Genomic DNA, 10,682 nt, shown 5'->3' with positions numbered 1-10,682 from the left:
GGATAATTCGGCAGCGCCCGACGCTGGCGGCCAAGGAACGGAAGGCGCATCGCAGGACAATTCGCAGCTGTCCGATGATGTCGACAAGCAGCTCGCCGATCTGGAAAAGAAGACCGGCGGCCGGCTCGGCGTCTCCGTGCTCGACACCGAAACCAACATTTCCCTCGGCCATCGCCAGGAGGAGCACTTTCCCTTGTGCAGCACCTATAAGGCGCTTGCCGTCGGCTTCGTGCTGGCGCGCGTCGATCAGGGCATGGAAAAGCTCGACCGCCGCGTCACTTATGGCAAGGACAAGGTCGTCACCTATTCACCGGCGACCGAAAAACACGCCGATACCGATGGTATGACCGTCGGGGAACTCTGCGGCGCCGCGATCACGCTGAGCGACAATACGGCCGGAAATCTTCTCCTCGAAAGCTTCGGCGGGCCTGCTGCACTGACCTCTTGGCTGCGCACGACGGGCGACACCGAGACCCGCCTCGATCGCAACGAGCCGGATGTCAACCAGGCCGCCAAGGACGACCCTCGCGACACGACGACCCCCGATGCGATGCTTGACAGCATCGGGCTTCTGACGCTCGGCAATACGCTCTCGGAAACATCCAGGGATCAGTTGGTCAACTGGCTGGTTGCCAATACCACGGGCAATAATCGGCTGCGCGCCGGCCTGCCGAAGGAATGGAAGACCGGCGACAAGACCGGTACGGGCAACAATGGCTCCTACGCCGATATCGCCGTGATCTGGCCGCCGGACCGCGGCCCCGTTCTGGTCACGACGTTTGTTGCCGATGCAACCGCGCCTGCGAAGGATGTCGAGACGGTCTTTGCCGAGATCGGCAAGATCGTCGTTGGCATGGTTGGGCAATAGTGGAATATAGTCAATAAAAACAAGACGATACGATCATGATGTGAATCAGGATCGTATCGTCTTCATGTAGTCTGGCAATTTGCCCAAGGCATGTTGCGTGACATGCGTAAGATCAAAGCTGCGACACGCGCTAGACCAGGGATAGTGCCGAGGCCGCGCTGTCCGTTTCCTGGTCGCCATCACCATCGGCGTTGCCGGCACCGAGCTTTTGCTTGATCTCGCTGGCGATCTGGTCGTTGATCGCCTTCTGGTCGTCAGCCGACAATGACTTAAAGGAATCTTCCGTCAGGCCGTGCGCATCGAGGTATTGTTCGCGGATTTTCTGCGCCGGCGTCATATTTGCCCATTTGGCAAACTCGTCGAGAAGATCCTGATCGGATTGCCCGCTTGACCCAGCCAAGCTGCTACCGGAAGCGCTTGAGCCTGACTGGTCATCGGTGGAGCTCGAAGTCGAAGAGGATGCTTCGCCGAACTGGCTAAGCCAGAAGCCGGATGAAATGGAGGAGGGGACGCCACCGGACGAAATGGACGGTCCCTGCGAATCGTCCTGCTGGCCACTTCCATCGTCCGGCAGCGAGAAAGGCGTGCTGTCGTCGCCGTCGCTGCTCTGCTGGCTGCGGATCGGCGTGCTGAAATAATTCCGCGTACCGTGATGCACCTTCATCGTCATATCTCCCTACGGGTCGAGATGACGATGACTCCGAAAGCCTGTCCGGGGCTTGTGCGCTCAAGCCTCGTCAGGTGCCGCAGAAGGTTTGAAGCACCCGCTCCGCCGGCAATGGCGGCTCGGCATAAGGCGCAAAAGCAGGCTGATCCTCGTAAGGGGTCGCAAGCACCTTCAGCAGGGCCTCAAACAACGAGAAATCAGCATCTTCCACGGCAGCTTGGATGGCTTGCTCGATTCGGTGATTGCGGGGGATGAAGGCCGGATTGACCTTGCGCATCGCTGCTGCGCGTGCCGACTGGGTCTGCAAATCGCGAGCAAGCCGTTCACGCCAGCGTTCCAGCCAGGGCGCAACGGCTTGTGGATCGTTGAATGCGGCGGCAAAATCGGTCACGTCCTCGTCCGCGGCGAGTGCCGCAAGCCGGCGGAAGGTGAGGGTGAAATCAGCGCCCTGCTGCTGCAGCGTCGCCAATAGCGACTGGATCAGGTCCAGATCGCCTTCCTCTTCGCTCGCAAGACCGATCTTGGCGCGCATGCCGGCAAGCCAATAGGACTGGAAACGCTCGCCATAGGCTTTGATGACGACATTCGCCATCTCGATCGCCGTGTCGACGGAGGGGTCGATCAGCGGTATCAGTGTTTCGCCGAGGCGCGCCAGATTCCATTGGCCGATGGCGGGCTGATTGGCATAGGCATAGCGGCCATTACGGTCGATGGACGAGAACACGGTCGCCGGATCGTAGGCATCCATGAAGGCGCAGGGACCGAAATCGATCGTCTCACCCGATACAGTCATATTGTCGGTGTTCATCACGCCATGAATGAAGCCGACATGCAGCCATCGCGCGATCAATGAAGCTTGCCGATCGGCCACGGCTTCGAGCAGTGCAAGATAAGGGTTCTTGCGGTCTCTGATTTCGGGATAGTGCCGGGCAATGACATGATCCGCCAGGGTCCGCACGCTCTCCGTATCGCCCCGCGCCGCAAAGAACTGGAAGGTGCCGACGCGGATATGGCTCGCCGCCACCCGAGTAAACACCGCGCCCGGCAGCACTTCCTCGCGATAAACAGGTTCTCCTGATATCACGGCAGCAAGCGCCCGCGTCGTCGGAATGCCAAGCGCATGCATGGCCTCGCTGACGATATATTCGCGTAGAACGGGGCCGAGTGCTGCGCGGCCGTCGCCGCGGCGGGAAAAGGGCGTCGGTCCCGGACCCTTGAGCTGGATGTCCCGGCGCCCGCCGTTGCGATCCTTCACCTCGCCAAGCAGGATCGCGCGGCCATCGCCGAGCTGCGGAACGAAATTGCCGAACTGGTGGCCGGCATAGGCCATGGCGATCGGCTGCGATCCCGGCAGCAGCTCGTTACCGGAAAAGATCGCCGCCGCATTTTGCTTCAGCATCTCCACATCCAGCCTCAGCTCCCGCGCCAGCACCTCGTTGAACTTGATCAGCTGTGGCGCGGCAACCGGCGTCGGCGCTTGGTCAGCAAAGAACTGCGGCGGCAGGCGCACGTAGCTGTTGTCGAAGGCGATCGGCGGCGCTCGAAGCGCGGTGTCATCGTGAAGAGGAGAGCTCATGCTCCTAAGGTAGGGCCGACCAGGAGGTGGCGCAAGGCGCTTGCTCCAGGTAGGAAATCATCCTACTTTATCCTACCAGATGTGAGGGCTTTGCGATGAACGAGAAACTGAGCATTTCGCTCCCCAGCGAAATGGTGGCTGCGATCAAGGCTCGCGTCGATGCGGGCAGCTATGCCTCTACGAGCGAGGTGTTACGGGCGGCAGTCCGGGTCTGGCTGCGGGAAGAAGAGGAATATCAGCAGCGGATCGCAGCGATCAGACAGAGAGTAAAAACATCGCTCGATGATCCCAGGCCAGATCTAAGCATGCAAGACATCGATAGCTGGATCGAGACGCTGGCTGCGGAAAAACAGTAACCGTATGAAGCGATATTCCGTTGTATTTCGCGAAACGGCTAAAGCCGATCTTCAGTCGATATTCGGCTACGTGCTGGACCAAAAGCAGGGATACAGCGCTCGCCTATATCAAGCGCATCCGGAACAGATGTGCAAAAATCGGCGATGCGCCCCTCGGTGGCGTTGCTCGCCCTGATCTCGGCGCAGGAATAAGAATGGCTGTCTTCGAGCGCAGCGTCGTCATTCTCTATGGGGTTGAAGAGGAGCGCGTGCGCATTACCAACATCTTCTTCGGAAGCAGAGACTACGCAACGCTTGCGGCACGTCCCTAGTCGTTTTCCAGCTCCCGCGCCATCTCCGCAAGCTTGCGCACCGTATTGAGATTTCTAGACGTGCCCACCTTCAAGGCCGGCAGCTTCAGCTTCGAGCGGCCCGAGCCATCGGGATAATGCACGTAGATCTCCCTGCCGGCGATATGCACCTCTTCGCCGCCCGGTGCGACGAGCTTGGTGGCCGCATCGTCCGGTGGCTCGTCCTGCAAGAAGGTGACCAGCAGGTAGTTTGGCTTGGCATGCGGGAAGGGCGAATGTTCCGCCGCCCTTTCCAGAGCCTCGCGGCTGCGCAGGATCACGCCCGAAGACTTGCCCATCTTGGCCGCCAGCGCCTTTTCAAGTTGAGCTTGCACCGCCGCCTCCTCCGCTTCCGCGCGGAAGACCACATTGCCGCTCTGGATATAGGTGCGCACATCCTGAAAGCCGATCTCTTCGCACAATGCCTTGAGATCGGCCATGGACAGCATGCCGGTGCCGCCGACATTGACGGCACGGAGCAGGGCGACAAAGACGGTCATGGTTTCCTCCCGTCGTTCGGCCTACATCTTCCCGGCGACCTTGACGGCGAAGGCGTATTCGAACGCCACTTCCTCCAGTCGCTGGAAGCGGCCCGAGGCGCCGCCATGGCCGGCATCCATGTTCGTCTTCAGCAGGATGGGCGCGTCGCTCGTCGTCTTGTCGCGCAGCTTGGCGACCCACTTTGCCGGTTCCCAATAGGTGACGCGCGGGTCGGTGAGGCCGCCGAGCGCGAGAATCGGCGGGTAGGGGTTCTCGCCGACATTGTCGTAGGGACTATAGGCGGCGATCTGCTCGTACTCTTGCCTGCTCTCGATCGGATTGCCCCATTCCGGCCATTCCGGCGGTGTCAGCGGCAGAGTGTCGTCGAGCATGGTGTTGAGCACATCGACGAAGGGTACGGCAGCAATGATGCCGGCGAATTTCTCCGGCGCCATGTTGGCGACGGCACCCATGAGCATACCGCCGGCCGATCCGCCCTCGGCGATGATCTTCGCGTAGGAGGTGAACTTCTCCTGATTCAAATAGTCGGCTGCAGCGATGAAGTCCTTGAAGGTATTGGTCTTCTTCTCCATTTTGCCGTCTTCGTACCAGGCAAAACCCTTCTCCTTGCCGCCGCGGATATGGGCGATGGCATAGACGAAGCCGCGATCGGCGAGCGACAGGCAATTGGTGTTGAAGCCGGCGGGGATGGTAACGCCGTAGGCGCCATAACCATAGAGCAGGCAGGGGGCCGAGCCGTCGAGGGGCGTGTCCTTGCGATAAAGCAGTGTCACCGGCACGGTCTCGCCATCCCATGCGGGTGCGAAGACACGGCGCGTCACATAGTCCGACGCATTATGGCCGGAAGGCACTTCCTGCGTCTTCAAGAGGGTGCGCTCGCGCGTCACCATATTGTAGTCGTAGAGCTGGCTCGGTGTCGTCATCGAGGAATAGGAGAAGCGGATGACATCCGTGTCGTATTCGGCAGCCCCTTGCAGGCCAAGCGCATAGGCCTCCTCTTCGAAGGCGATTGCGTGCTCCTCGCCGGTGCGGCGGTCGCGGATGACAATGCGCGGCAGGCCGTCCTTGCGTTCCAGCCAGAGGAGATGGCGGGCATAGGCGAGATGGCTGAGGATCAGCGTGCCCGGCTTGTGAGGTACGACTTCACGCCAGTTTTGCTTGCCCGGATTCTCCGCCGGCGCCTCCATGATCTTGAAGTCCTTGGCATCGCCGTCGTTGGTGAGAATGTAGAAGACGTCGCCGCCCTCGGTGATCTCATATTCGATTTCCGTCTCGCGCTCGGCAACGATCTTGGGCTCGGCGGTGAGATCCGAGGTCGGGATGATGCGGTATTCGCTGGTCTCGTGATCGTGGATGTCGATAAAAATGTAATCGTCGAGCAGCGAACCGCCGACGCCCATGAAGAAGCCGGGGTCCTCTTCCTCATAGACGAGCCGGTCGTCCGACTGCGGCGTGCCGATGATGTGATGGAAGATCTTCGAGGGGCGGTGGTTTTCGTCCTGCAGCGTGTAGAAGAAGCTCTTGCCGTCGGGCGCCCATACGGCATCGCCGCCGGTATTCTCGATCACGTCGGGCAGATCTTCGCCGGTCTCGAAATTCCGGATCTTCAGCGTGAAATATTCAGAACCCTTGTCGTCATAGCCCCAGATGCCGTGGCTGTGATCAGAGGAGTGGTCGAGGCCGGAAAGGCGGAAATAGGATTTTCCTTCGTTTTCCCTGTCGCCGTTCAGAAGCAGCTTGCGCTCGCCTCCATTGCGCGGCTCGCGGAAAAAATGGGGCTGCTCGCCACCGGTGACGAACAACGTGCCATAGGCATAGGGACCGTCCTTCATCGGTATCGAACTGTCGTCTTCCTTGATGCGGCCCTTCATCTCGCCGAAGAGAACCTTCTGCAGCTCCTTCGTGTCCGCCATCGCAGCGTTCATGTAGGCATTCTCGGCTTCCAGATGCGACCGGATTTCCGGCGCCAGGATCGAGGGGTCCTTGAACATCGCCTGCCAGTTGTCGGCCCGCAGCCAGGCATAGTCGTCGGTGCGAGTAATGCCGTGGCGTGTATCCGTGAATGGTTTTTTCGGAGCGGCAGGCGGGGTGGGGAGATTCTTGAAAACTGACACGAGGGGCGCTTTCTGTGATGTGAAAGTCGGATGTGAAGTGAAGAGAGAAATAGAGGGCAGCGGGGCGACGTTCAAGCGGCAAGTCCGTTCCTCAAGTTTCATGCAAGCAGCGAACGGTAGCTTCATCCGAACAGGCAGCTTGCGGGAGACCGGATTGGGGGGCTGCCTTGATGAGACCACATTCTTTACCGAAGTCGGCATACAGTGCGTCGACATGAAGGCGGTCAAGACCTTCCACGATGGAGCGAACGCACTCAAATCCAAAACAATGCAAGGGACCGGTCTTCATGCTGAAACTCTTCGCCATCCTGATTCCATTGGCTTGTATCGCTACCTCCGCCTTGGCCGTCGATCCGGCCATGAAGAAGCAGTTGGAGAAGCTCGATCCTTCGGAGCGAATGGAGCAGGCATGCGATGCGGAGGCCATGAAGCGGATCGGTGCGGACAAGACGGGTTTCAGGCCCGACAAGGTGATTGCCTACACATTCGGCGATCCGGATATGAAGCCGGACGCGATGAATGCGCCCGGTGCCGTCTTTCGCAGCAAGGGCGATTGGTATCATCTCTCCTACAGCTGCATTACTGGCCCCAAGCACATCCATGTCCGCGATCTGAGCTATCAGATCGGCGACAAGGTGCCGCGCGACGCCTGGCAGGAGCATTATCTCTACGATTGAGGGCTTAGAGCCGCCTCGACACGATTTCAAGGCGGCTACATTCTATCCCAAGATGGTCCCCGCCTTATCGCCGTCTCAGCGATTCAATGCGGGTCAGCTCCGACAGGATGTGGTTCTGCACATCGGACGGCTGCCGGCACACCGCATCCGTCAGGTCGCGCAGCGTCGCTCTGAGGCTATGAAGCTGATCCACCAGATCCATGACGACATCGACGCCAGGTTCGTTGACGCCCATCGCTCTGCTCAGATCGAGAATGAGCTGGCCGCGCGCGATATCGGCCTCGCGGAAGTTCCGCCCCTGATCGGTGATTTCGGGCACGACCCAGCCCTGCGATATCCAGACCTCCAGGACCGTGGTTTCGATCCGGAGGTGCAGTCGAAACTCGCTCTCGTTCATCGCTTATCCTCCCATGGTCGTTCTGGGATCTTGCGCCTTGCCTGCCTCCCATTCGGAAACGAAGCGTGTCAGCTCGGCGTCCGGGGCATCTGGAAGGACGATCTTCAGCGAGACATAGGCATCGCCGGTGTCCCCGCCGCGCACCGGGGCGCCCTTGCCCTTCAAACGCAGCACCTTGCCCGTATTCGAGTTCGGCGGCAGCGTCACGGTTACGGCACCAGACGGTGTCGGAACGCGAATCTTGCCGCCGAGCACTGCCTCGCTCAGCGAAATCGGCAATTCCATCCGGATGTCGTCGCCGTCGCGGGTATAGAAACGGTGCGGGCGGACATGCACCGCAATCAGCGCGTCTCCGGGCTTGCCGCCGTTGAAGCCCGGATCACCCTTGCCCTTCAGACGAAGCGTCTGCCCGTCGCGCGTACCAGGCGGGATTTGAACGTCCAGCGCCGGCCCGTCCGGCAAGCTGATCTGCTTCTTTGCGCCGTTGATGGCGTCGAGAAAATCGACCTCCATCGTATAGTGACGGTCTTGACCCTGCATTTGCGATTGGCCTCGGCTGCGGCGCGAGAAGAAGCTGGAAAATATGTCGTCGGCATCGCCGAAGTCGGCAAAGCCTCCGGTGTTCTGATAGGGGCCGCGCTGGCCTTCCCGTGCCGCGTAATCGCGGTAGTAGTTGCGCGGCGCTTGTTCCGCACCGCTGTTGTCGATTTCGCCGCGGTCGAACCGCGCACGCTTCTCCTCGTCGCCGAGAATGCCGTAGGCTGCCGAGACCTCCTTGAATTTGTCCTCCGCCTGCTTGTCGCCAGGATTGAGGTCGGGATGCAGCTTCTTGGCAAGCTTGCGATAGGCGCCTTGAATGTCCTTTTGCGGGGCGTCTCGCTTCACACCCAAAACTTCATAGGGATCGCGACTCATACATGTCTCTCTTCGGGAGCACGGAAAAATACGCAGATAGGGTCATGCCAATCTCATATCAATCGTAGCACAGACACGACCGGGTTGAAGCCTGCACTTTGCAGCTTAAATGCCTGATGCATTTGTGATGCGAAATGGCATGCTGCCGCTGGTCCGCCATATTTCCGGCGTGTTGCCGGATGATGGCGGGCATTGCGGTTCGGATGGCAACGTCTCCTACCGCCAGATTTCATTTGCTCGATCGATCCGGTGGCCGCCCGATGAAACGCCTGTTGCTGACATCCATGATCCTGCTTGCCGCAAGCGCAGCCTTTGCCGCCCAGCCGGAGCAGCCGCCCGCAGGTTGGCCGCAACTGCCGCCGAAAGCGCCGGCATCGGCCGTCAAGCTCCTCGAGCCGCGTCTGCACGTCGATCGCGCGCGCAAGGGAGCGCCCCGTATCGCGCTTACCTTCGATGCCTGCATGGGCAAGACCGATCCGCGTATCCTGAGCACGCTTGTCGATCAGCGCATTCCGGCGACGATCTTCGTCACCGCGCGCTGGCTGCGCACCAATCCGGATGCATTGAAGGTTTTCCTTGCCCATCCCGATCTTTTCGAGTTGGAGAACCATGGGCAGAACCATATCCCCGCAGTCGACGTCCCGACCAAGGTCTACGGCATTGCCGCTGCCGGTTCGCCACAGGCCGTGGCTCAGGAAGTTCAGGGTGGCGCCGATGCGATGATCGCAGCCGGCATTCCGCAGCCGCGCTGGTTCCGCGGCGCGACTGCAAGGTACAGCCCCTCGGCCATCGCCCAGATCCGCGGCATGGGCTACCGGATCGCCGGCTATTCGGTAAATGGCGACAGCGGCTCGCTGCTGCCGGCCAGGACGGTGGAAAAGCAATATGCCTCCGCCAAGGACGGCGATGTCATCATTTCCCACATCAACCAGCCGACCCATGCCGCGGGCGAGGGGGTTGCGGCCGGCATTCTTGCCATGAAGGCAAAGGGTGTGCAGTTCGTTCGCCTGCAGGATATACCCGAAAACGGTGATGGCGGCACGACGAACTGATTGTCGGATCGGCCCGAGCATTCCTCTAGCCCGGCAATTGCGGCTGCGCTTTTTCCTCGATGAAAAGCTCGTCGATGACCGTCATGACGATCAGCGACAGCGGCAGAGCGAGCATGGCGCCGACGGCGCCCCACATCCATGTCCAGAAGATGATGGCCAGAAAGACGATAAAGGGATTGAGTTCCAACTGGCGCCCCATGATTGCGGGAAAGACGAGGTTTTCCACGGCCATATGCACCCCGAAGAAGGCTATGGCCGGCGCCAGACCGAAAATGATGTCCGAATGTGTGACGATGCCCGCGATTGCAAGCGAGAGCGTCATGGTCGTGACGCCAAGAAACGGAATGAAGCTGGATACGAAGGCGAAAACGCCCCAGAGAATCGGCAGGCTCATGCCGCCGACATAGGCGATTACAGTCATTGCCACGCCTATTCCGACATAGATCAACGAGGCGGTCGCGAAGTAAAAGCCCAGCACCCGCTCCACGGCGTTGATGATGCGGATCGCAGCCAAGCGAGATGCTCTCGTGGAAAAGGTCATGATGATCGTCTTGCGCAAGCTCACCCTGCCGGCGAGAAACAGGAGCAAGGCAGCAAAGAAAATCAAGATTTGGACGATAGCGGGCGTGAGGCTTGTGGACACGACATGCAGCACATTGCCGCTGTTTTCGAGCACGGTGCTGATCGAGATCGGGCTGCCCTGAAATGTTTCGGACGAAATATGCAGCCATTTGAACCGGTCGAGATAGGGCATTAACCGATCGGAGGTGCGCTGGAAGAAATCAGGGGCTTGCTGGGCGAGCTTGGCGACGGGGCCGGCAAGCGCGTTGATGATGAGGAAGATCACCAGCGCGACGGCGGATGAAAGAATGACGGCATTCAGGACGCGGGGCACGCCGAGCTTGCTGAGCTTCTCCGCCGCAAGCCCAAGGATCATGCCGACAACGACGGCGAGCGTCACCGGAATGAGGATCAGCGACATCGTGTAGACGGCGGCCAAGGCCAGCATGAGAAAAATGCCGATCGTGGCCCAGGAGGCCGCGACATCGAGCTTATCTCGTTGGTGCTCGTCGGCGACATCGAAAATGTCAGCATCTTCATGTGCGCTGGACGTATCGTGATTGATGCCCGGGCCGGCGTCCGGCGATGCGGTTGCTGCATTCGATCGGGTGGCGGCGATTTTGTCGAATTCCATCCCCGGAAAGTTCCCCAAGGCAGGATCGCCTCACC

Annotated in this window: 11 protein-coding genes; 4 read left to right on the top strand and 7 right to left on the bottom strand. The window is 60.1% G+C overall.

Annotated features, from left to right (window positions below; translation table 11 throughout):
- Positions 1 to 868, top strand: an 868-nt coding sequence (gene bla, locus Q4Q11_RS19020; protein WP_498570486.1) for a class A beta-lactamase, incomplete at its 5' end; no start/stop codon positions are given.
- Positions 869 to 998: 130 nt separating this feature from the next.
- Here the strand turns inward: bla and Q4Q11_RS19015 are convergent.
- Positions 999 to 1,532, bottom strand: coding sequence for a hypothetical protein (locus Q4Q11_RS19015; RefSeq protein ID WP_498570485.1), 534 nt, complete (start codon positions 1,530 to 1,532; stop codon positions 999 to 1,001).
- Positions 1,533 to 1,605: 73 nt separating this feature from the next.
- Positions 1,606 to 3,111 (bottom strand): protein adenylyltransferase SelO, encoded by a 1,506-nt coding sequence (locus Q4Q11_RS19010; RefSeq protein WP_498570484.1) that lies wholly within the window; start codon positions 3,109 to 3,111, stop codon positions 1,606 to 1,608.
- 95 nt (positions 3,112 to 3,206) lie between these two features.
- Here Q4Q11_RS19010 and Q4Q11_RS19005 point away from each other — a divergent pair, with 95 nt between their 5' ends.
- Positions 3,207 to 3,467: a ribbon-helix-helix domain-containing protein gene (locus tag Q4Q11_RS19005; protein WP_112512240.1), complete on the top strand. Its 261-nt coding sequence runs from the start codon at positions 3,207 to 3,209 to the stop codon at positions 3,465 to 3,467.
- A gap of 307 nt (positions 3,468 to 3,774) precedes the next feature.
- Here the strand turns inward: Q4Q11_RS19005 and Q4Q11_RS19000 are convergent, their stop codons facing one another.
- Together Q4Q11_RS19000 and Q4Q11_RS18995 are read right to left on the bottom strand one after the other, a co-directional pair.
- Complete coding sequence (locus Q4Q11_RS19000; protein WP_498570483.1) at positions 3,775 to 4,296, bottom strand: DUF1697 domain-containing protein; 522 nt, start codon at positions 4,294 to 4,296, stop codon at positions 3,775 to 3,777.
- A gap of 21 nt (positions 4,297 to 4,317) precedes the next feature.
- A complete protein-coding gene (locus tag Q4Q11_RS18995; protein WP_498570482.1) occupies positions 4,318 to 6,411 on the bottom strand; it encodes a S9 family peptidase in 2,094 nt (697 codons plus the stop codon).
- A gap of 287 nt (positions 6,412 to 6,698) precedes the next feature.
- Between Q4Q11_RS18995 and Q4Q11_RS18990 the strand changes: the two genes are divergently transcribed.
- On the top strand, positions 6,699 to 7,088 hold the full coding sequence (locus tag Q4Q11_RS18990) for a DUF930 domain-containing protein (RefSeq protein WP_498570481.1): 390 nt from the start codon (positions 6,699 to 6,701) through the stop codon (positions 7,086 to 7,088).
- Between the two features lie 64 nt (positions 7,089 to 7,152).
- Here Q4Q11_RS18990 and Q4Q11_RS18985 read toward each other — a convergent pair whose 3' ends face one another.
- Both Q4Q11_RS18985 and Q4Q11_RS18980 read right to left on the bottom strand, forming a co-directional pair.
- A complete protein-coding gene (locus Q4Q11_RS18985; protein WP_112512244.1) occupies positions 7,153 to 7,485 on the bottom strand; it encodes a chaperone modulator CbpM in 333 nt (110 codons plus the stop codon).
- 3 nt (positions 7,486 to 7,488) lie between these two features.
- Positions 7,489 to 8,400 (bottom strand): J domain-containing protein, encoded by a 912-nt coding sequence (locus tag Q4Q11_RS18980; protein WP_112512245.1) that lies wholly within the window; start codon positions 8,398 to 8,400, stop codon positions 7,489 to 7,491.
- A 260-nt stretch (positions 8,401 to 8,660) separates the two neighbouring features.
- Here Q4Q11_RS18980 and Q4Q11_RS18975 point away from each other — a divergent pair, with 260 nt between their 5' ends.
- On the top strand, positions 8,661 to 9,452 hold the full coding sequence (locus Q4Q11_RS18975) for a polysaccharide deacetylase family protein (protein WP_498570480.1): 792 nt from the start codon (positions 8,661 to 8,663) through the stop codon (positions 9,450 to 9,452).
- 25 nt (positions 9,453 to 9,477) lie between these two features.
- On the opposite strand, the gene Q4Q11_RS18970 is transcribed toward Q4Q11_RS18975, so the two are convergent.
- Positions 9,478 to 10,647, bottom strand: a complete 1,170-nt coding sequence (locus tag Q4Q11_RS18970; RefSeq protein ID WP_498570479.1) for an AI-2E family transporter — start codon at positions 10,645 to 10,647, stop codon at positions 9,478 to 9,480.
- Positions 10,648 to 10,682 lie beyond the last annotated feature (35 nt).

This window comes from Rhizobium sp. UFLA01-1127, assembly GCF_059803845.1.
Note: the sequence above shows the minus strand (reverse complement) of the source record. Positions and strands in the feature narration are given on the sequence as shown.

What these genes read in the sequence shown, in the direction of transcription:
- Q4Q11_RS19010 (WP_498570484.1), bottom strand. Translation starts at nt 3,111, where the DNA reads ATGAGCTCTCCTCTTCACGATGACACCGCGCTTCGAGCGCCGCCGATC.
- Q4Q11_RS18990 (WP_498570481.1), top strand. Translation starts at nt 6,699, where the DNA reads ATGCTGAAACTCTTCGCCATCCTGATTCCATTGGCTTGTATCGCTACC.
- Q4Q11_RS18980 (WP_112512245.1), bottom strand. Translation starts at nt 8,400, where the DNA reads ATGAGTCGCGATCCCTATGAAGTTTTGGGTGTGAAGCGAGACGCCCCG.
- Q4Q11_RS18975 (WP_498570480.1), top strand. Translation starts at nt 8,661, where the DNA reads ATGAAACGCCTGTTGCTGACATCCATGATCCTGCTTGCCGCAAGCGCA.
- Q4Q11_RS18985 (WP_112512244.1), bottom strand. Translation starts at nt 7,485, where the DNA reads ATGAACGAGAGCGAGTTTCGACTGCACCTCCGGATCGAAACCACGGTC.
- Q4Q11_RS19015 (WP_498570485.1), bottom strand. Translation starts at nt 1,532, where the DNA reads ATGAAGGTGCATCACGGTACGCGGAATTATTTCAGCACGCCGATCCGC.
- Q4Q11_RS19005 (WP_112512240.1), top strand. Translation starts at nt 3,207, where the DNA reads ATGAACGAGAAACTGAGCATTTCGCTCCCCAGCGAAATGGTGGCTGCG.
- Q4Q11_RS18970 (WP_498570479.1), bottom strand. Translation starts at nt 10,647, where the DNA reads ATGGAATTCGACAAAATCGCCGCCACCCGATCGAATGCAGCAACCGCA.
- Q4Q11_RS19000 (WP_498570483.1), bottom strand. Translation starts at nt 4,296, where the DNA reads ATGACCGTCTTTGTCGCCCTGCTCCGTGCCGTCAATGTCGGCGGCACC.